Origin of the sequence: Tsukamurella hominis, from assembly GCF_965137015.1 — a bacterium.
GTDB lineage: Bacteria > Actinomycetota > Actinomycetes > Mycobacteriales > Mycobacteriaceae > Tsukamurella > Tsukamurella hominis.
This window is the reverse complement of the sequence record NZ_CBCRZG010000012.1, coordinates 101,288-124,827: the sequence shown is the minus strand read 5'-3', so window position 1 is coordinate 124,827 and position 23,540 is coordinate 101,288. Positions and strand designations below refer to the sequence as shown.

Below are 23,540 nucleotides of genomic sequence, written 5' to 3'. Positions count from 1 at the left end.
GTCTTACTCTGTCTCTCGTCGTCACATCTGGAATTCGGGTAGTTGGACGATCAAGCCGTCCCACTCCGCGCAGGCCACCATCTGGCAGGACAGCCGAGAGGTCGGCTGGCGCTCTGGGTTCATCGCGAGCATCTCCTCCTCATCGGATCCGGAGAGGCCGACCTGCTCGGACCATTGCGAATCGACGATCACATGACAGGTGCCACAGGCGGCTTCGCCTCCACAGTCGCCGTTGATTCCGGGGACCGCGTTGTTGGTCGCGACCTGCATCAGCGACTGCCCTTCCTCGAAGGGCGCTTCGTGCTTCTCGCCGTCGTGGGAGACAAAGGTGACAAATGCCATAGCCAACTCCTGATACGTTGTCCTCAGCGGGAACTTGGTCAAAGTGTTGTCGAGGATGGGCGCTGCGACCATGTTCGACGGAGTCAGAAACTTGTGAATTCAGCTCAAAGGGACTATGGTGAACCTCAATGACGAGGGCGTGCCTCCGCTCATGTTCGTGCAACTGCTCGAGAGCCAAGCACTCGACTCAGACGCTGCAGCGCGGCTTCGCAACATCATGGCTCGCGAAGGAACCAACGAGGCGATGCTGATCCAGCATGACGTCCAGGCCCCGATCCGGTGGTTTCGGGAGGTCTACCCCGAACTCGACGTCGACCAGGCAACCCTGCTCGGCTTCACATTCGCTGAACAGGCCCAATTGACGTCCTTCGGCCCGTTGAGTTTTCCGCTGGTCAGCGCAGGCTCGGTAGCCGAGATCGTAGAGCTGCTCACCTACTTGCCGTTGATCTCGACAGCACTCAGCCCACAGTTCCATCCGAGTGACCACGGCCTCACTGTCGGGCTCACCGCGCATACAAGCGACCTGGCCCTGGACTGCCTGGTCGTTGCCTACAGCGGGTCAGTGCTCCTGCGGCTGCTTGCCATGCTCGCCGGCGACATGCCGACGGTCACACTCCACCTGAGCTGGCCAGCGCCGACCTCTCTGACCCACCATAAGGACGTGCTGGCCGGGCGCCTGTGCTTTGACGCTCCAACGTCCTTTCTCTATATCCCCGCAGACACGCTCAACGAGGTCTGCCGGTTCTCCGATCCCCTCGCTTATCGACTCGCCATCGTCGATCTGCAACGAACTCTCGACCAGCGGAGCAGAACAACGTCGTTCTCAGAGAAGGTGAGACGACTGTTGGAGCAGCATTCCGGACAGCGAGGTAGCCATTGGGTCGCACATGAGCTGTCGATATCCGCCAGCACGCTCAAGCGCCGCCTCGCCGAAGAGGGGACCACCTTTCGCGAGTTGCACCAGTCATTCCTGCGCGAGCGCGCGATGCTGCAGCTACTCGACCAATCAATGTCGGTGAGCGAGATCGCCACAGATCTCGGATACAGCGACCTCACCAACTTCTCACACGCTTTCAAGCGATGGACCGGCCGCTCTCCGAGCGAGTTCCGGCACACGTAACGCTGAGCCATCCCGGGCCGTCCGCGGTGAATGGGAGTGTCAGATTTTCGGTGTAAGTGGCGTTGTTAGCACCGGTGGATCCAAGGGTGTAGCGCAACACTAGGTGAAGTGTTCGGGGTTCCGTTCCGACCTCTATCGGAGAGGATCGAAGCCATGCCACGTCAATATCCGCAGGAGTTCCGTGATCGGGGTGTCCGGATGGTCGCCGAGGCGCGGGAGGACAACCCGCAGGTGACCGAGTACGGGGCGATCCAGAAGGTCGCCGCCCAGCGCGGCTGCAGTCAGCAGGGATTGACCCGCTGGGTGCGCAAACGTCAGATCGACACCGGTCAGCGCACGGGCGTGACCTCCGCCGGGGATGAGGAGATCCGCCGGCTCAAACGCGAGAACGCCGAGCTGCGCAGGGCGAATGAGATCTTGAAGACGGCGTCGGCGTTTTTCGCCGCGGAGCTCGACCGTCCCGCCCAGCGATGATCCGATACATCGACCGGTATCGGCATCGGTTCGGGGTCGAGCTCATCTGCCGCACCCTGCGTGCGACGGATGCGGGGTTTCTCACCTCCCGCGGCTACCGCGCCGCCAGGACCCGGCCGCCATCCGATCGCGCTCTGATGGACCGGGAACTGATCGACGAATTGCGGCGGATCCATCGGGACAACTTCTCCGTCTACGGGGTACGCAAGATGCACGCCGCGATGCGCCGAACCGGATGGGACATCGGCCGCGACAGAACCGCGAGATTGATGAAAGCTGCTGGTTTGCAAGGCGTTCAGCGAGGACGGAAGGTGTTCACCACCCACCCCGACCCCACTCAACAACGCCCCGCCGATCTCGTTGAACGCCACTTCCACGCGAGCGCCCCGAACCGGTTGTGGGTCGTCGACATCACTTACACCCGGACCTGGCAATCGATGGCCTACACCGCGTTCGTCACCGACGTCTGCACCCGCAAGATCGTCGGATGGGCCGTCACACCGACCATGCGGACCGCCGATCTTCCCCTCGAAGCGTTCAACTACGCGATCTGGCAGACCGATGGCGCAGACCTGCGTGACCTCATCCACCACAGCGACCGCGGCAGCCAATACCTCAGCGTGATCTACACCGATCGGCTCGCCGAACTCGGCATCACCGCCTCGGTCGGATCCCGCGGCGACAGCTACGACAATGCCCTCGCCGAAGCCGTCAACGCCGCCTACAAAGCCGAACTGATCCGCCGCGGCCCCTGGAAAACCGTCGAGCAACTCGAGCTCGCAACAATGGAATGGGTGCACTGGTTCAACCACGAACGCCTGCCCGAAGCCCTCGGGTATCGCACCCCCGTCGAAACAGAGGCACACTACAAGTACGAGAGCCGACCCACCCTGGCTCTACCAACCGGGCCGGAATGAAACCCAGGGCACTTCAGGCACTGCCCGAATGAAGGGAGGAGAAGGGATCCTGCTCCAGGTCGTTCATTCAGCCCTGGGTTCTAGTAGTGACCCTATGGTGGAGGCTAGGGTTTCTGGGTTCACGACATCTGTCACAGGTGATACGTCGCTGATGAGTCGGGACATACGTCGCACCCCTGCCGCGGAGGCGAGAGTGACCGTGCATGTCCCGTGCACGCGTCGCAGTGATGAAGGTCGTCTCCCACCAGCTCTCGGTCACCGACACTGCCCGCCAGTACGGCTACTCACGCCGCCAGCTCCACCGCCTGCTCGCCCGCTACCGCACCGACGGCCTCAATGCCGTCGAACCGCGCTCCCGGCGACCGAGCTACACCAGAAGCGGTACACGAGAAGATCATCGACCTATGAGCTTCCGCCACGCCGGCAGGATGCGTCACCTCGGCATCGGAATCGAACATGCCGGCAAACGCGGCATCGCCGTAGCCGACGACCACACCATCACCGTCATCCACCTCGACACCGGCGAAGTCATCGCATCAAACGACATCCAGCCCGACAAGGCCTACTGGCGCAACACGCAGAAAGCCCCCCCGGCCGATGGCCGGGGGCTTCCTCGTGACTCATGTCGCGACTCATCACATGGTGGAGGCTAGGGGATTCGAACCCCTGACCCTCGCCTTGCAAAGGCGATGCTCTACCAACTGAGCTAAGCCCCCGTATTCGGTTGTCACCCACCGAGTGGGCGCCGGCTGACCGCCAAACTACGACCTCGTGGTGGACATGTCCACCACAGCATCCCTGCCGGTCAACCCCTCATCGAACCCGTCAGCTGGAGATAAACGACGAACTCCTGACATCCGCCTTGCAAAGGCGGCGCTCTACCAACTGAGCTAAGGCCCCGGGACGGGGTGTGGTGGGCCTAGGAGGACTTGAACCTCCGACCTCTTCGTTATCAGCGAAGCGCTCTAACCGCCTGAGCTATAGGCCCGTGAACCGAGGTGGAACATTACCAGCGCACCTCGGGTTCTACAAAACTGCTGGTCAATCCCTATCGGAGAGGGTCACCTCGATGCCGCCCACGAGGTCGGCGCAGAGGTTGTAGATGAACGCGCCGACGGTCGCGAGCGCGGTCAGCAGGATCACGTTGGCGAGGCCGGCGAGGCCCGCGTAGGTGAAGACATTGCCCGCCGTCAGCAGGCTCACGCCCGCCTGCTCGTTGGTGAGCGTCTGGAAGCTGTCGTTGATCTTGCTCCACACGCCCATGCCGCTGAGCACGATGTACAGCACACCGACGGCGATCATCCACACGAAGAACAGCACCACGGAGACCACGCCGGTGAGCTTGAACGTGGTCCACGGGTCGATGCTGCGCAGCTGCATGCCCGCCCGCACCGGCCCGTTCGCGGCCTGCGTCTTCACGCCGGCCGCCCGGGCGGGTGCGCCGCCCACGGTGTGCAGGTTCGACGGTGCCGCCTCCTCCGCCGGGGACGGGGTCGCCGGCGCCGCGGGAGTCGCGGGTGCGTCGGCGGCCGACTGGGCGGGGACCGGCACCGTCGGCGCCGCGGCCGGAGCGACCTGGTGGATCTTGTCCAGGTCGGGCAGGTTCTTCGGCAGTTCGTCGCGTTCCACGCCCTCGGTGGGCGCATCGATCACGCGGCCGACGTCGGTGTCGCGTCGCGGGATCCGGACGGGCTGCCGGCCCGCCTCCGGTCCGGACTCCGGCTGCTGGCCGGATCCGGTTCCAGGGGTACTCACATGCGCTCCTTCGTGCTCCGCGGCGGCTTATGCCTCGCCGTCCGCCTGCTCGGGTTCGTCGCTCTCGTCGGCGTTGCGGGCGATGGCCAAAAGACTAGTGCCTTCGGCCAGGTTCATCAGCCGGACGCCCTTCGTCTGCCGGCCCGCCTTGCGGACCTGCCTCGCCGCGGTGCGGATCACTCCGCCGCCGGACGTGATGGCGTAGAGCTCGGTCTCGTCGTCGACGATGAGCGCGCCCACCAGCTCGCCGCGCTTCGGGTCGAACTGGATCGTCAGCACGCCCTTGCCGCCACGCCCCTGAGGAGTGTAGTCAGCGATCGACGTCCGCTTGGCGTAACCGCCCGAGGTCGCGACGAGCAGGTAGGTGTCGTCCCGAACCACGTTGAGCGCCAGCAGCTGATCGTCGTCGTTGAACCGCATGCCCTGCACACCGGAGGTTGCCCGGCCCATGGGGCGGAGCACCTCGTCGGTGGCCTTGAAGCGGATCGACTGCGCCTTCTTGCTCACCAGCAGCAGGTCCTCCGACTCGGAGGCGAGCACGGCGCCCACCAGCTCGTCCTCGTCCCGCAGGTTGATGGCGACGATGCCGCCGCTGCGGTTCGAGTCGAAGTCCTCGAGCTTGGACTTCTTCACCAGACCGTTCTTGGTGGCCAGGATCAGGTAGGGCGCGTCGTCGTAGGCCTTGATCTGGATGACCTGGGCGATCCGCTCCTCCGGCTGGAAGGCCAGCAGGTTGGCCACGTGCTGCCCACGGGCGGTGCGGCTGGCCTCGGGCAGCTCGTACGCCTTGGCCCGGTAGACGCGGCCCTTGGTGGTGAAGAACAGGATCCAGTCGTGGGTGGAGCACACGAAGAAGTGCGCCACGATGTCGTCCTGCTTGAGGTCCGCGCCCTTGACGCCCTTGCCGCCGCGCTTCTGGCTGCGGTACAGGTCCGTCTTGGTGCGCTTGGCGTAGCCGGTCTCGGTGATCGTGACGACCACGTCCTCGCGGGCGATGAGGTCCTCATCGGTCACGTCGCCGTCGGCCGCGATGATCCTGGTCCGCCGGTCGTCGCCGAACTTCTCGACGATCTCGCCGAGCTCGTCGCGGACAATGGCGCGCTGGCGCTCCGGCCGATCGAGGATGTCCTTGAGGTCCGCGATCTCGAGCTCGATCTCGGCCAACTGGTCGATGATCTTCTGCCGCTCGAGGGCCGCCAGCCGCCGCAGCTGCATGTCGAGGATCGCGTTGGCCTGCAGCTCGTCGACGTCGAGGAGCTCGATCAGGCCGGCGCGCGCGATCTCGGTGGTCTCCGACCGCCGGATGAGGGCGATGACCTCGTCGAGCGCATCCAGGGCCTTGACCAGGCCGCGCAGGATGTGGGCCCGCTCCTCGGCCTTGCGCAGCCGGAACCGGGTGCGCCGCACGATGACGTCCAACTGGTGCGTCACGTAGTAGCGGATCATCTGGTCCAGGCGCAGCGTGCGCGGCACGCCGTCGACGATGGACAGCATGTTCGCGCCGAAGCTGGTCTGCAGCTGGCTGTGCTTGTAGAGGTTGTTGAGCACCACCTTGGCGACGGCATCGCGCTTGAGCCGCACCACGATCCGCATGCCCACGCGATCGCTGGACTGGTCCTCGATCTTGCTGATGCCGGCGATCTTGCCGTCGCGCACCTGCTCGGCGATCGACAGCACGAGGTTGTCGGGGTTCACCTGGTAGGGCAGCTCGGTGATGACGAGTTCCGTTGCGCCCTTGGAGTCCTCCTCCACCTCGACCACGCCGCGCATGCGGATGGAGCCGCGGCCGGTGGAGTAGGCGTCCTTGATGCCCTGGCTGCCCACGATGAGGCCGGAGGTCGGGAAGTCCGGTCCCTTGATCCGCTCCATGCACGCCTCGAGCGTCGCCTCGGAGTCGGCCTCGAAGTTGTCCAGGCACCAGAAGATCGCGTCGGCGAGCTCGCGCAGGTTGTGCGGCGGGATGTTCGTCGCCATGCCGACGGCGATGCCGCCGGAGCCGTTCATCAGCAGGTTCGGCACGCGCGCCGGAAGCACCGTCGGCTCCTGCGTCTTGCCGTCGTAGTTCGGCGAGAAATCGACGGTCTCCTCGTCGATGTCGCGCAGCATCTCCATCGCCAGCGGGGTGAGGCGGGCCTCGGTGTAGCGCATGGCGGCGGCGGGGTCGTTACCCGGCGAGCCGAAGTTTCCCTGCCCGTCGATCAACGGGTACCGCAGGGACCACGGCTGCGCGAGACGCACGAGGGCGTCGTAGATCGCCGAATCACCGTGCGGGTGGTAGTTACCCATGGTCTCGGCGACGGGCTTGGCCGACTTGACGTAGCTGCGATCGGGCCGGTAGCCGGCGTCGTAGGAGGCGTAGAGGATGCGGCGCTGCACGGGCTTCATGCCGTCGCGCACCTCGGGCAGCGCGCGGCCCACGATCACGCTCATGGCGTAGTCGATGTAGCTGCGCTGCATCTCCTGCTGGATGTCGACCGGTTCGATCCGGTCGTGGCCGCCGGTCTCGGCGGGCGGTGTGGTGTCAGTCATTTCAGTCCTTCGAGTTCATCGGTTCGACGGTGCGCGGCGCGCCCCGGCTCGGGGGCGCGCCGGCGATCACACGTCGAGGAACCGCACGTCCTTGGCGTTGCGCGCGATGAACGAGCGGCGCGCCACCACGTCCTCGCCCATGAGGATCGAGAACAGCTCGTCGGCGGCGGCGGCATCGTCGAGCGTGACCTGCTTGAGCACGCGGACCGTCGGATCCATCGTGGTCTCCCACAGCTCCTTGGCGTTCATCTCGCCGAGGCCCTTGTAGCGCTGGATGCCGTCGTCCTTGTTGATCTTCTTGCCGTTGCGCAGGCCGTCGGCCAGCAGCACGTCGCGCTCGTTGTCGCTGTAGGCGAACTCCGGGTCGGCGCCCTTCTGCCACTTGAGCTTGTAGAGCGGCGGCTGCGCGAGGTACACGTGGCCGTGCTCGACGAGCGGCCGCATGAACCGGAACAGCAGGGTCAGCAGCAGCGTCGAGATGTGCTGGCCGTCGACGTCGGCGTCGGCCATGAGCACGATCTTCTTGTAGCGCAGTTTGGCGATGTCGAACTCGTCGTGGATACCGGTGCCGAAGGCGGTGATGATCGACTGGACCTCGGTGTTCTTGAGCACCTTGTCGATCCGGGCCTTCTCGACGTTGATGATCTTGCCGCGGATGGGCAGGATCGCCTGGTACATCGAGTCGCGGCCGCTCTTGGCGGAGCCGCCGGCGGAGTCGCCCTCCACGATGTAGACCTCGCACTTGTCGGGGTCGTTGCTGCGGCAGTCGGCCAGCTTGCCGGGCAGGCCGCCGATGTCGGTGGCGCTCTTGCGGCGCACCAGCTCCCGCGCCTTGCGGGCGGCGAGGCGGGCCTGCGCGGAGGCCGAGGCCTTCTGCACGATGGTCTTCGCGTCCGCCGGGTTCGAGTCGAACCAGAACTGCAGCTGCTCGCGGCAGACCTTCTGGACGAAGCCGCGGACCTCGGTGTTGCCGAGCTTGGTCTTGGTCTGGCCCTCGAACTGGGGCTCGGCGACCTTGACGGAGATGACGGCCGCGAGGCCCTCGCGGATGTCGTCGCCGGTGAGCTCGCCGTCCTTCTCCTTGACCAGCTTCTTGTCCTTGGCGTAGGCCTTGACGATCGAGGTCAGCGCGGTGCGGAAGCCCTCCTCGTGGGTGCCGCCCTCGTGCGTGTTGATGGTGTTGGCGAAGGTGTGCACGGACTCCGAGTAGCCGGAGTTCCACTGCATCGCGATCTCGACCTCGTGGCCCTTCTCCTTGCCCTCGAAGGAGATGATCGAGCCGTGGATCGGCGTCTTCGACGTGCGCGCGTTGATGTGCTTGACGTAGTCGACGAGCCCGTCCGGGTAGTGGAAGATCCGCTCGCGCTTCTTCGGCGCGACCTCGGCGAGCGCCGCGGCGACGTCGTCCTCGTGCGCCGACGGGGCCGCCTCGGTGGTGTCCTCGTCGGGCACCTCGACGACGGCGGGGCGCTCGTCGGTGAGGGTGATGGTGAGGCCCTTGTTGAGGAAGGCCATCTCCTGCAGGCGCCGCGAGACCGTCTCGAAGTCGTAGTGGGTGGTCTCGGTGAACACCTTCGGGTCGGCCCAGAACCGCACCGTGGTGCCGGTGCGCTCGGTGGGCTCGCCCTTGATCAGGTCCTCGGCGACGGCGGTCTTCTGCTTGTCGTCCCAGTGGAAGTTGTTCTGCCAGTGGTAGCCGTCGACGTCGATCTCGACCTCGACGCGACTCGAGAGGGCGTTCACGACCGAGACGCCGACGCCGTGGAGGCCGCCGGAGACGGCGTAGGAGTCGGAGTCGAACTTGCCGCCCGCGTGCAGCGAGGTGAGCACCAGCTGCACGGTGGGCATGCCCTTGGCGTGCATCGCGACGGGGATGCCGCGGCCGTCGTCGATGACCTCGACGCCGCCGTCGGCCATGAGTCGCACGTCGACGCGCGTCGCGTGGCCGGCCATCGCCTCGTCGACGGAGTTGTCGACGACCTCTTGGATCATGTGGTGCAGGCCGCGCGGGCCGGTGCTACCGATGTACATGCCGGGGCGCTTGCGCACCGCCTCCAGGCCCTCGAGCTGCTTGATGGAATCCGCGCCGTACGAGCCCTTGGGCTTGTCCGCGTTGTTGTCAGCCGCCACGATGTGTTGGCGCTCCTTCGTCGAAACCACCGGGGATGAGGCCGTGGACGTCCACGGGCCGCAGCCGCCGCGATGGTGATCGGACAGCACCCCGAGGAGACGGGGCGCTCTTGCCCTTCTAGTCTACTCCTCTTCACGACGTTGAATGCGTTTGCCACGCCCTGATCGCGTCGCAGACGCGATCAACCTCGTTTCGGTCGACTCAGTCCGAATGGCGATCCGACGCGCACACGGCGACGCTAGGGCGTGAACCGGCATCCGCTCGTAGAGTCGGAGGCATGGATCACGCCGAGATCGACGACTACCTCACCCGCTACTCCGAGACGCTCGCCCGCTTCGACGCCCCGGCCGCCGCCGGCCTGTGGGCCGAGCCCGGCATGATCGTCGACGACCAGTTCTCGGGGGTCCTCGACGACCGCGCGGCGATGGCCCGCGGCCTCGAGCAGTCCTACCCGCTGTACCGCGCGCTGGGCCTCGCCTCCGTCGGCCACGAGCTCCTGAGCAGCACCGACCTCACCGGCGCGATCACGCTGCTCCACGTCCGCTGGCTCTTCCTCGACGCCGACGGCGCGCTGCTCACCGACAGCACCGCGTACTACATCGTGCGCCGGGATCCCGACGGACCGCACGCGTGCGTCTGCATCCAGGTCGACGACGCCGCCAAGCTGCAGGCCCTGGCCGCCGAGCGCGGCATCGACCTCGCCGACTTCCTGCCCGGCGAGCCGCCGGCCTAGCCGTAGGTGTCGCGCGGGCCGCGGCCCGGCACGTGCAGAGGGCCCTTGCGCCAGCTGGGCGCGCTGGGCCCCGTGATGTTCAGCGAGGTGACCACGCCCTGACCGACCGCGGCGTTGATCTTGGCCAGCAGCTGGGACTGCATGAGCCGCAGCTGGGTGGCCCACGCGGTGGATTCGGCGCTCACGTAGAGAACCTTCTCCCGCAGGCTCACGGCGCGGGCGTGCGCGGCCACGTCGGCGCCGACGACGGACTCCCAGCAGCCGAGCACCGTGCCCTCGTTGACCTTCGTATCCCAGCCGCGGGCCTTGGCGATGCCGCCGATGAGGGAGCCGAAGGGCTGCGGATCGCGGTTGTCGGGCGACGGCCCGCTCCACCGCTTGGAGCCGCGGCGCAGCCGCCGCACCCCGCCGGTCATGGGCTCGGAGCGGCCCTGGCCGACGGATTTCCCCGCCGCCTTCGCCGCCGCCCGGGCCTCCTCGAGGGCGCGCCGCGCGATATCGGAACCGTGCAGCGGCCCGTCGTCCTTCGGTCCCGTCATCACGCCTCCTCACGCCCGCGACTCTGTCATCACCAGGCTACTCACCCGTACCGACAGCGTTCGCGGCCACGATCACGGTCCGTCGAAGACGTCGGGCGCGGCGAGACGGTCCAGCGCGCTGGACCGGCACCTGCACGCGCTGTACGACCCCGTCGGCGAGTACGGCGAGGCCGCGCCGCTCTACGGCTACCTGTACGTCGTCGGCGCGCTAGGCCTGTTGTGCTGGTGGGCCAACCTGCGCCTGGTCCGCCGCGGCACCGGGACCGAGCGGCGCTGGGGCTGGGTCACCCTCGCGGCGGCGACGCTCCCGGTGCTCGCGCCCCTGGTGCTGCGGGAGTACGGGCGGCCGGTGATCCCGCTGTCGCTCGCGGCCGGCTACCTGGTGGCGTGGCTGTGCGGACTGGCGGGACTCCTCGCCGGACGCTCGCGGACGGCAGCATGATCGGTGCCGTCACGGCCTCGCCGGCCCGGGCGACGAGCTCCTGCACGCTGACCCGCTCGCCCTCCGCGGTTCGACGGTGCCGCGACGGCGGCCGGGTGCGCAGGAGCACTGCGACCACGAGGCACGCGGCCGCACCGACCCCGGCGGCGACGAGGTTGGCCGACTGCATCGCGGAGACGAATGCCTGCTGCACGGTGTGCCCGAGCGCTGGCTGCAGCTCGGGCGCCGCCGCGCCGACCGCGCGGATGCCGCCGATCACCGAGGACTCGGCCTCTGCCCGGGCGTCCGGCGTCAGGGGCAGCCGCGCGACGTCCTCCGCCACCTTCGCGGAGTACAGGTGCGCGACCACTGATCCGAGGATGGCGACACCCAGCGCGCCGCCCACCTCGCGGGTGGTGTCGTTGACCGCGGAGCCGGCGCCGGCCTCGCCCGACGGGACGGAGGTCATCACCGACGTGGTGGCGGGCCCCTGCAGCAGGCCGAGGCCGACGGCGATGACGGACATCGCGGGCAGGATCTGCGTGAGGTAGTCGGCGGATTCGGTGAGCCGCGAGGTCAGCACGAAGCCCGCGGCCATGATCGCGAGACCGAGGGAGATCGTGAACCGCATCCGGCGCTCGGTGTTCGCCAGTGCCGCGAGCGGCGTCACCGCGACGGCCGCGAGCGCGAACGGGATCACCCGGACCGCGGTCTCGAGCGGCCCGTAGCCCAGTACCGCCTGGAAGTACATGATCGTGATGAAGACGAAGCCGAGGAGGCAGAAGAAGCCGGCGCAGATCGCGAAGGAGCCCATGGCGAAGCCGCGTGAGCGGAACAGCGTCACGTCGAGCACCGGATTGCGGTGCCGCCGCTCGTAGAACACGAAGGACACCAGGAACACCGCGGCGCCGATCAGCGCCCCGACGACGGGCGCGCTGCCCCAGCCGAAGTTCGGCGCCTCGATCAGCGCCCACACCAGCAGCGTGATCCCGGAGATGGACAGCAGCACGCCGAGCAGGTCGAACGACGGCCGCTCCGAGCCGAAGGACTCCGGGACCAGCGCGAGGCAGCCGGCGATCGCGACGATCGAGATGGGCACGTTGATCCAGAACACCGACGACCAGGCGAAGTGCTCGACGAGGTAGCCGCCGACCACGGGGCCGATCGCGATCGACGCGCCGGCCGCGGCGGACCACACGGCGATGGCCTTGGTGCGTTCCTCCTTCTCCGGGAACAGGTCCGAGATGATGGCGAGCGTGGCGGGGAAGATCAGGGCCGCGGCGGCGCCGAGCGCGGCCCGCGCGGTGATGAGCTCGGCGAGGGACGTGGACCGCGTGGCCAGCACGGAGATCGCGACGAAGCACAGCAGGCCGGCGATGAGCACCCTCCGCCGGCCGAGCCGGTCCCCGAGGTAGCCGGTCGCGAGCAGCAGCCCCGCGAAGACCAGCGTGTACGAGTCGACGATCCACTGCAGGGCGCTCATGCCGCCGCCGAACTCCTCGCTCAGCGTGGGGAGGGCGATGGTGACGATGCTGTTGTCCATGCCGGTCATGAGCACGGCGATGCACAACGTGCCGAGCGAGATCCAGCGCGTCGCGCCGGATCGTCCGCCGGCGGAGGCGATCACCTCAGCGACCGGGGGCCGCGGCGCGAGCACCGTCGACCTCGGCGAGGAAGGCGTCGAACGCGGCCAGGAACTCGTCGCGGCCGCCCAGGTCCTCCGCGGCGACCGCGCCGGTGCGCCGGGCACCGTCGACGATGCGCTCGTCCCGCACGAGCCGCAGCACGCCCTCGGCGATGGTCCCCGCGGTCATCCGGCGGCGCGGCAGGATCGCACCGGCCTCCACGGCCTCGATCCGCCTCCCCCAGAAGTGCTGGTCGAAGGCCTGGCTGCACACCAGCGACGGCCTCCCGGAGGCGGCGGCGATCGCCGTCGTACCGGCCCCGCCGTGGTGCACGACCGCGGCGCAGCGCGGGAGGACGGTGTCGTGGTCCACGTCGGGCACGATCAGCAGGTCGGGGGTGTTCACCACCTCGTCGCGGGTCCGGGCCGACCAGCCCGGAACGGCCAGCACGCGCATGCCGTCCCCTGCCAGGATCTCGGCGAGACCGCCGACGACGCCGTCGAAGTCGACGACCGGCATGCTGCCGAATCCCACGTAGACGACGGGGCGGTCGTCCCGGGCGAGCCAGGCCTCGATCATCGCGTCGCGCTCGGTGCGATCCGCCGGCCGGCCCTCGATGCGGATGAAGCCGATGCGGGGGTGCCGCGCGTCCTCGCGCGACCGCGGGGGCACCAGTGCCCGGCCGAAGGCCTCGACGCGCAGGATGTCGCGGCCCGCGAGCACCGAGCGGGGGTTGATCACGCGACGCGGGTAGTCGACGCGCTTCGCGAGCTCCACCGTCTTGCCGAAGATGCTCAGGGCCCAGCCGATGTTGAAGATCCGGTAGGTCAGCGGCAGGAGCACCGGGATCCGTGCGGTGACGTCCTGCAAGCGCGGGCCCAGCAGCGGATTGGGGACGGTGCTGTGCACGTCGCCGGGGAAGTACTCGACCATCACGAGGGGCACGCCCGCGCGGTGCGTGACCAGCGCGGCCCGCTCCTCGATGATGCGTGTGCTGATGACGCAGTCCACGTCCCGGCAGAGTTCGGCGAGGCGCTCGTCGAACTCGTCCGCGTGCGAGTCGGCGAGCTTGCCCACCTCCCGCAGCTGCGTCGTGGTGCTCGCGCCGAAGAACTTCTTCTGGCCCTGGGGCGACTGCAGGAACTCCTTGAGGTTCAGGGTCGTCAGGATGTGCGGCTCGAAGCCGTGCGCGGCCACGTGGCCCTGCGATTCGATCGTGCAGCCGATCGTCACCACGTCGCCACGGTCCCGCAGGACGCGGGCCACCGCCAGGAGCGGGCTGATGTCGCCGCGCGAGCCCATGCATGCGATCGCGATGCGCACCGCTCACCCCTTCCGACGACGTCACTGACACGCCGTTATCAATAATCATTCCCATTTGGGACGAACAGTGGAACTGTACGCGGCAGGGGTCTACACCGCAGGAGACGGCCCCGGATCGCCGGGCTCAGGGGCGGCCAGCCGGGAGACGCGCGCATCGGCGGGCCCGTCGACGGTGACCTGGAAAGTCGCCGACCGCAGGGCGGGAGGCAGATCGTCCGGGACGGCCGCGGTGACGATCACCTGTTCCGTCTCCGCCGCCACCTCCGCCAGCGCCGTCCGACGCTTCGCGTCGAGTTCGGCGAAGACGTCGTCGAGCAGCAGCACCGGCTCGGATCCCCCGGCCCGCAACAGTTCCAGCGACGCGAGCCGCAACGCCAGGGCGTACGACCAGGATTCGCCGTGCGAGGCGAAGCCCTTCGCCGGCTCGTTCCCGAGCCGCAGGTCGAGGTCGTCGCGGTGCGGCCCCACGAGGCAGACGCCCCGCTCGATCTCCCGCTGGCGGGCCGCGGCGAGGCCCTCCCGCATCAGCCCCTCCAGCTCGGCCACCGACGCGGCGGCGGGGTCACCGTCGAAGTCCTCGAACAGGGAGCTCGTGTAGGCGACGGTGGCGGCCCGCGAATGCGGCGCCAGCGCGGCGTACGCCACGGTGAGGTGCGGCGCGAGCGAGGCCACGACCTCCAGCCGGGCCGCGAGCACCTCCGCGCCGAATCGCGCGAGCTGCGCGTCCCACACGTCGAGGGTCGAGAGCATCGACTCCGCGTCACCACCGCCGCGGCGGGCGGCGGCGTAGGCGGTCTTGAGCAGGGCGGTGCGCTGCTTGAGCACCCGCTCGTAATCGGCCTTCTCCGCGGCGATCCGGGGCGTGCGGAGGATCGCGAGATCGTCCAGGAAACGGCGGCGGCCGCCGGGCTCCCCGCGGACCAGCGCCAGGTCCTCCGGCGCGAAGAGCACGGACTGAAGGATCCCCAGCAGCTCGCGCGGCCGCCGGCACGGCGCGGTGTTGATCCGCGCCTTGTTCGCCCGGCCGGCGACGATGTCGATCTCCGCGGTCAGCTCGCGGCCCGCGTTGTGCACCGTCGCCGCCACCGACGCGGCGTCCGCGCCGACGCGGATGAGCGGCTGATCCGTGGCGACGCGGTGCGAACCCAGCGTGGCGACGTAGTTCAGCGCCTCGACCAGGTTCGTCTTGCCGAAACCGTTGCGACCCACGAACACGCTGACGCCCGGCTCCAGGTCGACGGTGACGTCGTCCCAGGACCGGAAGTCGTGCAGAGTGAGCCGGCGGACGTACAAAGGAGCAGTCGGCCCCGGTCAGTCCGCGCGTCGCACGGCGTGCCCGCCGAACTGGTTGCGCAGCGCGGACACCGCCTTCATCGTGTCCGAATCGTCCTGCCGCGACTGGAATCGCGCGAACAGGGCCGCGGCGATCACGGGCGCCGGCACCGAGTGGCGGATGGCCTCCTCGACGGTCCAGCGGCCCTCGCCCGAATCCTCGGTGTAGCCGGTGATCTCCTGCAGGCCCGGATCCTCCTCGAGCGCCTTGACCAGCAGATCCAGCAGCCAGGACCGCACGACGGTGCCCTTGCTCCAGGCCCGGAGCGTGCCGGCGACGTTCTCGATGAGGGGCTCGGCCTCGAGGAGGTCGTAGCCCTCGCCGTAGGCCTGCATCAGGCCGTACTCGATGCCGTTGTGGATCATCTTGGCGTAGTGGCCGGCGCCGACGGGGCCGCTGTGCGCGAAGCCGTCCTCGCGCTCGCCCTCGGGGCGCAGGGCGTCGAAGATCGGCATGGCGCGCTCGACGTCGGCGTTCGCCCCGCCGACCATCAGGCCGTAGCCGTTCTCCAGGCCCCAGACGCCGCCGGAGACACCGCAGTCGAGGTAGCCGATCCCCTTGGTGGCGAGCAGTTCCGCGTTCACCTGGTCGTCGGTGTAGCGCGAGTTGCCACCGTCGATCACGAGATCGCCGGGCTCGAGGATGTCGGCGAGCTTGCGCACCGTCTCACGGGTGATGTCGCCGGCGGGCACCATCACCCAGACGGTGCGCGGCGCGGCGAGGGACTCGGCGAGCGCGTCCAGCGAGGGCACGTCGGTGACCTCGGGCCGGGGGTCGTAGCCGATCACCTCGTGGCCCGCGTTGCGGATCCGCTGGCGCATGTTCGCGCCCATCTTGCCCAGACCGATCAGACCCAACTGCATGTTCGCGGCACCCTTCCGTGCGGAGACGACGGTTCGATCAGCCGGGCAGGCGCACCGGCATGAGCAGGTACGTGTACGGGCTCTGCGGCGCGGGGAACGCGCCGGAGTCGTCCGGCTGGTAGCCATTCTCCTCCGCGGGGCGCAGCACCGCAGGCCGACTGGGCGTGGTGAATCCGAAGGTGACCGACTCGGTGTGGATCGCGGCCAGGCCGTCCTGCAGGTAGCCCGGGTTGAAGGCGATGGTGAGCGCCTCGCCCTGGAAGTCGGCGGGCAGCTCCTCCTCGGCCTTGCCGGCGTCGTCACCGCCGGCCGAGAGGCGCAGCGAGCCGTCGGCGAACTCCATCCGGACCTGCGCGCCGCGGTCGGCGACGAGGGCCACGCGCTTGATCGCCTCGAGCAGCGGCGCGATCTCCATGGTGGCGATGGCGGTGTGGGACGCCGGCAGCAGCTGCCGGAACTTCGGGAAGTCCGCGTCGAGCAACCGGGTGGTGGTCCGACGGTCCGCGCCGACCACGCCGAGCAGGCCATCGGCTCCGACGGCGGAACCGGCGCCGAGCGCGATCCCGACCTCGGGGTCGACGGCGAAGGTCTTCGCGGCCTCCGACAGGGTCTTCGCCGGCACCAGGACCGCGGCCTTGACGTCGGACGACGCGGGCTGCCAGTCGAACTCGCGGACCGCGAGCCGGAATCGGTCGGTCGCGGCGAGCACGACGCGTTCACCCTCGATCTCGACCCGGATGCCGGTCAGCATCGGCAGCGTGTCGTCCTTGCCGGCGGCGATCGCGACCTGCGCGATCGCCTCGGCGAAGGTTCCGCGCTCGATGGCGCCGGTCTGCTGCGGCAGCTCGGGCAACTGCGGATAGTCCTCGACGGGCATCGTCGGCAATGAGAACTTCGCACTGCCGCACGTGATCGCGACCCGGGTGGTGTCGAGCTGCACGTCGACCGGCTTGTTCGGCAGCGCCTTCGTGATGTCCGCGAGCAGGCGGCCGGAGACCAGGGCCTGGCCCTCGTCGGCCACCTCGGCGGCGACGCGCACCTGGGCGGAGACCTCGTAGTCGAATCCCGAGACGGTCAGGCCGTCGTCACCGGCGGTGAGCAGGACGCCGCCGAGCACCGGCACCGGAGGGCGCGAGGGCAGGCTGCGCGCCACCCACGCGACGGATTCGGCGAACTCCTCGTGCGGGACGCGAAACTTCATGCCGACGGGGCCTTTCGGTGGGGGTCGTTCGGGTACGGCGTGGCGGGCACGACCGTGAGGTCTTCGATGCTATAGGAGCCGGACTGATCCGGTGGCGTTCAGGTGGCCGCCGGACCGAACGACGGGTTCGGGCCGGCGGGGCACGCCGGACCTTCACTCCGCCTCTTTTCAGAAGAAGTATCCAATGAAGAAATATGTCATCGTCATAGGGCCTGTGGAGGATGTGGAAACTCGCCGTCGGTGCAGCGCGGGTGGCGTGTCGGGGTGTTGACGACGCGCCGCAGGGATTGTGGAACTACATCCGTGTGATTGGTGAGGAACGCCGCCTGTGGAAACCTGTGGATGAACTCTCCCCAGGTCACTCCTGGGATTTCGGTGATTCATCCACAGGGTGTGTGCAGTACTGGTGAGTAACTCACAGTTCTCCGGCGACCGCCCGGCGCGTACGGTGTGACCATGGGATATCCGGATCCGCAGCACCCTGGAGAGCACCCGGGCGGCCAGAACTACCCCGTCGGGCCGGGCACGCCGAATGTGCCGAAGCCGACACGGGAATACGAGCGTCCCGGCGATCCGGGGACCGCGCAGGCGCCGCCGTCGGGCCCCGCGGGGGCTCCCGGGCCGGCTCCGCAGGGCCCGCCCACGCAGCAGTACGACGGTGGCTATCAGCTCGGCTACGCGCCGGGCGCGTACGGCGATCAGTACGGCCAGCACGGCGCCCCTCCGCCGCAGGGCCCTCCCCCCGGCCCGGGAGGCCCGGGCGGCGGTTCCGGTGGCGACGGTGGCGGCTCGGGCGGCAACCGGAAGCTGCTGTGGATCGCCGCGGCGGCGGTGGTCTTCGCGCTCGTCCTGGCGGTGATCGTCGCGCTCGTGGCGACCAGCGGCGGACCGTCGAACACGACCGCCTCGTCGGAGACGACGACCACTCCCCCGGCCACGACGACCACGAGCAGCAGGCCGGGTGGCATCACGCTGCCCAGCGGCGTCCCGTCGGGCATCTCGATCCCGCCCATCTTCGGCGGGGGCTCGAGCACGGGCCCGGACGCCCGCCAGTGGCGCGTGGAGGTCACGGGCAGCGGCTCGGCGCAGCTGGTGACGGTCGGCGTGCCGGATACGAATCTGTTCGGCTCGCAGCCGCTCCCGTGGTCCAAGGCGTTCACCTCGGACGCGTTCATGGTCACGGTGACGGTGCTCGGCTACACGGGCGACGTGGGCTGCTCGATCACCCGCAACGGCAAGGTCGTCTCCGAGGAGAGCAGCACGGACGGCAGCGGCGGTCCGCTCATCTGCTCGGCCGGCCGCTGACCCGCGGCTACTGGCTGCGGCGCTTGATGCGCGTGGTGAGTTCCTGCACCTGGTCGTAGACCCGGCGCCGCTCCGGCATCTCCTTGCGGATCTTCCGCTCGGCGTACATGACCGTGGTGTGGTCCCGGTCGAAGATCTGCCCGATCTTCGGCAGGGACAGCTCGGTCAGCTCGCGGCACAGGTACATGGCGATCTGCCGCGCGTGCGTCACGGCCCGCGCGCGCTCGGTGCCCTTGAGGTCGGCGACGGAGATCTCGAAGTACTCGGCCACCACGGAAAGGATGGTGCTGGAGGAGATCTCGATGGTCGTGGTGTCGGGGACGAGGTCGCGCAGCACCATCTCGGCGAGCTCGTAGGTCACGTCGGTCTGCGTGAGTGACGCGAACGCCGTCACGCGGATCAGCGCGCCCTCGAGCTCGCGGATGTTGCGGTCGATGCGGGTCGCGATGAGCTCCAGCACGTCCGGCGGCACGTGGATCCGCTCCATCTGCGCCTTCTTGAGCAGGATCGCCATGCGGATCTCCAGCTCGGGCGGCTGGACGTCGGTGATCAGGCCCCACTCGAACCGCGTGCGCAGCCGGTCCTCCAGCGTCGCCAGCTGTTTCGGTGGGCGGTCGGAGGAGACCACGATCTGCTTGTTCGCGTTGTGGAGCGTGTTGAAGGTGTGGAAGAACTCCTCCTGGATGCCCAGCTTCCCCTCGAGGAACTGGATGTCGTCGACCAGCAGGATGTCGACGTCGCGGTAGCGCTGCTTGAACTGGACCTGGCGGTCGTCCTTGAGCGAGTTGATGAAGTCGTTGGTGAACTCCTCCGTGGACACGTACTTCACGCGCATCCCCGGGAAGAGGCGGCGGGCGTAGTGGCCGGCCGCGTGGAGGAGGTGGGTCTTGCCGAGCCCGGACTCGCCCCAGATGAAGAGCGGGTTGTAGGCGCGGGCCGGTGCCTCGGCGACCGCGAAGGCGGCGGCGTGCGCGAACCGGTTCGAGGCGCCGATGACGAACGTCTCGAAGGTGTACTTCTGGTTCAGGCTCGAGCCGGACGATCCGGTCATGGCGGTGCCGTTGGTCCCCGGGCCGGTCATCGGCGGGGGCAGCTGGACGGACGGTGACGGTGCGCCGGGGGACCCCGCCACGATCTCGCTCACGGGAACGGTGAGGTCGGCGGTGCTCGGGCCCGAGGGGCCCTCGTCCACCGCTATGGCGACGGGTGCGGCCGGTGCGGCCGGCGGCGTCGCGTCGGGCGAGATCCGGACACCGAGCTCCACGTCCTGGCCCAGCCGCGAGGTGAGTGCCGCCACGAGCGGCTCGCGGAGGCTCCGCTCGATCGCGTCCTTCATGAGCTGGGAGGGCACGGCCACGAGCGCGAAGCCCTCGGTCAGGGTCAGCGGCTGGACGAGCTTGAGCCAGGCCTTCTCCTGCTTGGTGAGGGTGCGGTCGGTGTTGTCTCCGCAGAGTTCGTCGACCACGGCGGTCCACGTCTCGATCAGCGGATCAACGGTCATCAGGTCCTCCACCCCGGTTCTGAAAGCCTTCGGTCTCCGGCTTCCGACCGGCGTACTCGTCACACGTTCACAGGTTCCATGTCGGGCTGTGCATAACCGCACCCCGCCCGACCTGCGCACGAACTGTACTCCACAGATTCATCCACAGGTGTGGAGGACTGCGGGTACAGGTGTTGTCAGCCGTTGGCTTCGGCTGGGGAACGACGAGGTCGTAGAACTGCGGGTCAGTGCTCCGGGCGAACCGGATTACGGTGCAGCACCGAGCCCGCTACACGCCCGGTACCGATCGGCCCGAAGCTGCCGTGCTCGGGGTCCACGGGGCGCCGCGGCCGTGCTCAGCAATCGCATTCGGCAAAGTTAACAGAGTGGAGCGCGGTCCTCAACACAACGCACATTCCCGCAGGAAGCGGTGGGATGTCGGGGGCGCTCGGCGTGTCGCGTCGGGGCCGTTGTGAGGCTCGTCACGCGACACCGGGTGCCTCGGTTTGACCTTGTCAGTGGGGATAAGTAGTCTTGACCGGTCTGTGCGCACACCGATCCGTCGGGCGAGTTCGACCTCAAGTCGAGCTTCATGTGCCGCCGAAGATTTCCGTCCACCGAACGGCGGCGCACCAGCGCCGTCCACTGAACAAGGAGTGTCACCGTGGCCAAGGGCAAGCGGACGTTCCAGCCGAACAACCGTCGCCGCGCGCGGGTGCACGGCTTCCGTCTCCGTATGCGCACCCGTGCCGGGCGCGCGATCGTCTCCTCGCGTCGGACCAAGGGCCGCGCGAAGCTGACGGCCTGATTTCCCCTCTCGCGTAGCGCCACCGCGCACCGGTTCGCCCGGTCGCGGTGGCGCTGCTGCAAAGGCGATGAAGAAGGCAGACCACTGACGTGTTACCCGCCCGCTACCGCATGAGCTCGTCGCGCGATTTCGCCGCGGCGGTCAAAGGCGGCAGGCGTGTGGGTCGCCGGTCCATCGTGGTGCACGTGGCGACAGCGACGAAGACGAGCCCGGTCCCCCCTTCCGAGGGGGGACCGGGCGTCGTCGTGTCCGCGGCCGATCCGGTGACCCCGGCGCCTCGTGTCGGCCTGGTGGTCTCGAAAGCGGTGGGTAATGCGGTGATCCGCCACTCCGTCGCCCGCCGACTGCGCGCCGCCGCCGCTTCCGTGGCCGGCGAGTTGGACGACGGCGCCCTCGTCGTGATCCGCGCCCTGCGTGCGGCGGCGGACGACGACGCGAACGAGCTGACGGCGCAACTGCGTTCGGGCCTGGCGAAGCTAGGGGCGCTGTGACCGAGGAACCGGGGACGAGTGCCGGACGGACGCTGCGGGCGGCGCCCCGGCGGGCATTGATCTCTCTGGTGCAGCTGTACCGGACCTGGATCTCCCCCGTGCGGCCGCCGACGTGCCGGTTCACCCCCACCTGCAGCGAGTATGCGGTGGAGGCGCTTTCGGCGCACGGCGCCGTCAAGGGTGTGTACCTCAGTACCATTCGCCTGCTCAAGTGCGGACCGTGGCACCGCGGCGGCTGGGACCCCGTCCCCGAATAGCCGCCGCTGCCAGCGGCTTCCACCATCCGATGCGCGAATGTCCGCGCCCCGAACCTGTTCGAAATAGATCGGCAAGGAGCACCGCCCCGTGTCAAGTTTCAATCCGATGTCCTTGGACTACGTGTACTACCCGGTGTCGGGCATCATGTGGGTCTGGCACAAGGTCTTCTCCTTCGTGCCCGGCCTCGGCCCCGACAGCGGGATCACCTGGGCCCTGTCCGTGATCTTCCTCGTGCTCACCCTGCGCGCCATCCTGTACAAGCCCTTCGTCCGGCAGATCAAGACGACCAGGCAGATGCAGGAGTTCCAGCCGCAGATGCAGGCGCTGCGGAAGAAGTACGGCAAGGACCGGCAGAAGCTGGCCCTGGAGATGCAGAAGCTGCAGAAGGAGCACGGCTTCAACCCGCTCCTCGGCTGCCTCCCCGCGCTCCTGCAGGTGCCGGTGTTCATCGGCCTGTTCCACGTGCTCCGGTCGTTCAACCGGATGAGCGGTGGCACGGCGCAGATGTTCGGCTCGCCCGACATGAACGCCTACGAGACCCGGCACACGGCGAACTACTTCTTCTCCGCGACCGACGTGCAGAGCTTCCTCGACGCGCGCCTCTTCGGCGTGCCGCTGTCCTCGTACGTCCAGGAGCCCGTCGCGCAGTTCCAGGCCTTCATGCCCGTGAGCCCGCCCGACGCGAACGGCGTGATCGCGTACATCGAGCCGAACTTCGAGAAGTGGTGGATCATCGCTCTCTCGGTGCCGCTGATGATCATCGCGGCGCTGGCCACGCACTTCAACTCGCGCGCCTCGATCGCCCGCCAGCCCGTCGCCTCGCTGGACAACCCGCAGACGGCGATCATGAACCGGCTCATGCTGTGGGTCTTCCCCATCGGCGTCCTGGTCGGTGGCTTCTTCCTGCCCGTCGCCATCCTGATCTACTGGGTCACCCAGAACATCTGGACCTACTGCCAGCAGCACATCGTCTTCGGCAAGCTCGACAAGGAGGACGAGGAGAAGAAGCGCCTGGCGCAGGAGAAGCGCGCGGAGAACGCCCCGAAGCCCGGTGCGAAGCCGAAGAAGGCCGGCACGGCGACGTCCCTCACCAAGGCAGCGGAGACGGTGTCGGGCGATGCCGAGGACGCGGCCGAGCCGGCGGCACCGTCGAAGCCCACCCCCGGTGCCAAGCCGAAGGCCCAGCACCCGTCCGCCAACGCGCGGCAGCAGCAGCGCAACCAGCAGCAGCGCAATCGGAACAAGAAGCGCAAGCGCTGAGCGCGGCCCCACGAACCCCTGATGATCGAATTCCCAAGGAGTACCCATGCCTGACGACGTGACCGTCGAGGAGGAGCAGACCGTGACCGAGGCTGTCGCCGAGGCCCCGGCTGAGAGCCCTGTGAGCGCGGACGACGACCTGGTCGAGGAGGGCGAGATAGCCGCCGACTACCTCGAGCAGCTGCTCGACATCCTCGACTTCGACGGCGATATCGACCTCGACGTCGAGGGCGGCCGCGCCATCGTCGCGATCGACGGCGGCGACGACCTCACCAAGCTGGTGGGCCAGCGCGGTGAGGTGCTGGACGCCCTGCAGGAGCTGACCCGCCTCGCGGTGCAGCAGTCCACCGGCGACCGCAGCCGCCTGATGCTCGATGTCGCCGGATGGCGCGCGAGCCGGCGGACCCGCCTGTCGGGCCTCGGCACCGAGATCGCGCAGCGGGTCGCGGAGTCCGGCGAGAAGGAGTCGCTGAAGCCGATGACGCCGTTCGAGCGCAAGATCGTCCACGACGCCGTCGCCAAGGTCGACGGTGTCCGCTCGGAGAGCGAGGGCGCGGAGCCCAACCGCCGCGTCGTGGTGCTTCCCAACGCCTAGACTGGACGTAGGTGAACGATGGGTCCCGGGCCGTGCG

21 protein-coding genes and 2 tRNA genes are annotated in these 23,540 nt (G+C 68.5%); 10 read left to right on the top strand and 13 right to left on the bottom strand.

Features of this window, described 5'->3' with window-relative positions; translation table 11 throughout:
• Nucleotides 1-21: 21 nt before the first annotated feature.
• Nucleotides 22-342 (bottom strand): 2Fe-2S iron-sulfur cluster-binding protein, encoded by a 321-nt coding sequence (locus tag ACM9LD_RS15850; protein ID WP_043078249.1) that lies wholly within the window; start codon nt 340-342, stop codon nt 22-24.
• 118 nt (nt 343-460) lie between these two features.
• Between ACM9LD_RS15850 and ACM9LD_RS15845 the strand changes: the two genes are divergently transcribed.
• From ACM9LD_RS15845 to ACM9LD_RS15835, 3 genes are all read left to right on the top strand, one after another.
• Nucleotides 461-1,462 carry a helix-turn-helix transcriptional regulator gene (locus ACM9LD_RS15845; protein WP_043078250.1) on the top strand — a complete coding sequence of 334 codons (1,002 nt, stop codon included), beginning with the start codon at nt 461-463 and terminating at the stop codon, nt 1,460-1,462.
• A 153-nt stretch (nt 1,463-1,615) separates the two neighbouring features.
• A protein-coding gene (locus ACM9LD_RS15840; RefSeq protein ID WP_109475879.1) for an IS3 family transposase occupies nt 1,616-2,853 on the top strand; the annotation gives its coding sequence in 2 pieces (ribosomal slippage) (nt 1,616-1,907 and nt 1,907-2,853; 1,239 coding nt in all).
• 203 nt (nt 2,854-3,056) lie between these two features.
• On the top strand, nt 3,057-3,506 hold the full coding sequence (locus ACM9LD_RS15835) for a helix-turn-helix domain-containing protein (protein WP_078343402.1): 450 nt from the start codon (nt 3,057-3,059) through the stop codon (nt 3,504-3,506).
• On the opposite strand, the gene ACM9LD_RS15830 is transcribed toward ACM9LD_RS15835, so the two are convergent.
• From ACM9LD_RS15830 to gyrB, 5 genes are all read right to left on the bottom strand, one after another.
• Nucleotides 3,494-3,569, bottom strand: a tRNA-Ala gene (locus ACM9LD_RS15830). The genes ACM9LD_RS15835 and ACM9LD_RS15830 overlap by 13 nt on opposite strands.
• Before the next feature lie 195 nt (nt 3,570-3,764).
• Nucleotides 3,765-3,841 (bottom strand) — tRNA-Ile (locus ACM9LD_RS15825).
• A gap of 53 nt (nt 3,842-3,894) precedes the next feature.
• Nucleotides 3,895-4,608: a DUF3566 domain-containing protein gene (locus ACM9LD_RS15820; protein WP_415677557.1), complete on the bottom strand. Its 714-nt coding sequence runs from the start codon at nt 4,606-4,608 to the stop codon at nt 3,895-3,897.
• Between the two features lie 27 nt (nt 4,609-4,635).
• On the bottom strand, nt 4,636-7,137 hold the full coding sequence (gyrA, locus tag ACM9LD_RS15815; RefSeq protein WP_415677556.1) for a DNA gyrase subunit A: 2,502 nt from the start codon (nt 7,135-7,137) through the stop codon (nt 4,636-4,638).
• A gap of 66 nt (nt 7,138-7,203) precedes the next feature.
• Entirely contained in the window at nt 7,204-9,267 is a 2,064-nt protein-coding gene (gene gyrB / locus ACM9LD_RS15810; RefSeq protein WP_415677555.1) for a DNA topoisomerase (ATP-hydrolyzing) subunit B, read from the bottom strand.
• Nucleotides 9,268-9,545: 278 nt separating this feature from the next.
• Here gyrB and ACM9LD_RS15805 point away from each other — a divergent pair, with 278 nt between their 5' ends.
• A complete protein-coding gene (locus ACM9LD_RS15805; protein WP_415677554.1) occupies nt 9,546-10,001 on the top strand; it encodes a Cif family virulence factor in 456 nt (151 codons plus the stop codon).
• Here the strand turns inward: ACM9LD_RS15805 and ACM9LD_RS15800 are convergent.
• The 6 genes from ACM9LD_RS15800 to dnaN form a co-directional block, all read right to left on the bottom strand.
• Nucleotides 9,998-10,540, bottom strand: a complete 543-nt coding sequence (locus ACM9LD_RS15800; protein WP_415677553.1) for a DUF721 family protein — start codon at nt 10,538-10,540, stop codon at nt 9,998-10,000. The genes ACM9LD_RS15805 and ACM9LD_RS15800 overlap by 4 nt on opposite strands.
• Before the next feature lie 284 nt (nt 10,541-10,824).
• Nucleotides 10,825-12,588: an MFS transporter gene (locus tag ACM9LD_RS15795; protein ID WP_415677552.1), complete on the bottom strand. Its 1,764-nt coding sequence runs from the start codon at nt 12,586-12,588 to the stop codon at nt 10,825-10,827.
• Nucleotide 12,589: 1 nt separating this feature from the next.
• Nucleotides 12,590-13,909 (bottom strand): glycosyltransferase, encoded by a 1,320-nt coding sequence (locus ACM9LD_RS15790; RefSeq protein WP_415677551.1) that lies wholly within the window; start codon nt 13,907-13,909, stop codon nt 12,590-12,592.
• Between the two features lie 90 nt (nt 13,910-13,999).
• Nucleotides 14,000-15,202 carry a DNA replication/repair protein RecF gene (recF, locus tag ACM9LD_RS15785; protein ID WP_415677550.1) on the bottom strand — a complete coding sequence of 401 codons (1,203 nt, stop codon included), beginning with the start codon at nt 15,200-15,202 and terminating at the stop codon, nt 14,000-14,002.
• Between the two features lie 18 nt (nt 15,203-15,220).
• Nucleotides 15,221-16,105: a phosphogluconate dehydrogenase (NAD(+)-dependent, decarboxylating) gene (gene gnd, locus ACM9LD_RS15780; RefSeq protein ID WP_415677549.1), complete on the bottom strand. Its 885-nt coding sequence runs from the start codon at nt 16,103-16,105 to the stop codon at nt 15,221-15,223.
• 37 nt (nt 16,106-16,142) lie between these two features.
• Nucleotides 16,143-17,306 (bottom strand): DNA polymerase III subunit beta, encoded by a 1,164-nt coding sequence (gene dnaN / locus ACM9LD_RS15775; protein ID WP_415677548.1) that lies wholly within the window; start codon nt 17,304-17,306, stop codon nt 16,143-16,145.
• Between the two features lie 456 nt (nt 17,307-17,762).
• On the opposite strand from dnaN, the gene ACM9LD_RS15770 reads away from it, so the two are divergent.
• Nucleotides 17,763-18,611, top strand: a complete 849-nt coding sequence (locus ACM9LD_RS15770) for a hypothetical protein (RefSeq protein ID WP_415677547.1) — start codon at nt 17,763-17,765, stop codon at nt 18,609-18,611.
• 7 nt (nt 18,612-18,618) lie between these two features.
• Here the strand turns inward: ACM9LD_RS15770 and dnaA are convergent, their stop codons facing one another.
• Nucleotides 18,619-20,112: a chromosomal replication initiator protein DnaA gene (gene dnaA, locus ACM9LD_RS15765; RefSeq protein WP_415677546.1), complete on the bottom strand. Its 1,494-nt coding sequence runs from the start codon at nt 20,110-20,112 to the stop codon at nt 18,619-18,621.
• A gap of 643 nt (nt 20,113-20,755) precedes the next feature.
• Here dnaA and rpmH point away from each other — a divergent pair.
• From rpmH to ACM9LD_RS15740, 5 genes are all read left to right on the top strand, one after another.
• On the top strand, nt 20,756-20,899 hold the full coding sequence (rpmH, locus tag ACM9LD_RS15760) for a 50S ribosomal protein L34 (RefSeq protein WP_081585940.1): 144 nt from the start codon (nt 20,756-20,758) through the stop codon (nt 20,897-20,899).
• 89 nt (nt 20,900-20,988) lie between these two features.
• Nucleotides 20,989-21,390 carry a ribonuclease P protein component gene (rnpA, locus tag ACM9LD_RS15755; protein ID WP_415677545.1) on the top strand — a complete coding sequence of 134 codons (402 nt, stop codon included), beginning with the start codon at nt 20,989-20,991 and terminating at the stop codon, nt 21,388-21,390.
• A complete protein-coding gene (gene yidD, locus ACM9LD_RS15750) occupies nt 21,387-21,647 on the top strand; it encodes a membrane protein insertion efficiency factor YidD (RefSeq protein WP_415677544.1) in 261 nt (86 codons plus the stop codon). Before rnpA ends, yidD begins: the two co-directional genes overlap by 4 nt.
• A 106-nt stretch (nt 21,648-21,753) precedes the next feature.
• Nucleotides 21,754-22,908 (top strand): membrane protein insertase YidC, encoded by a 1,155-nt coding sequence (yidC, locus tag ACM9LD_RS15745; RefSeq protein WP_415677543.1) that lies wholly within the window; start codon nt 21,754-21,756, stop codon nt 22,906-22,908.
• A gap of 46 nt (nt 22,909-22,954) precedes the next feature.
• Nucleotides 22,955-23,503 carry a Jag family protein gene (locus tag ACM9LD_RS15740; protein ID WP_415677542.1) on the top strand — a complete coding sequence of 183 codons (549 nt, stop codon included), beginning with the start codon at nt 22,955-22,957 and terminating at the stop codon, nt 23,501-23,503.
• Nucleotides 23,504-23,540 lie beyond the last annotated feature (37 nt).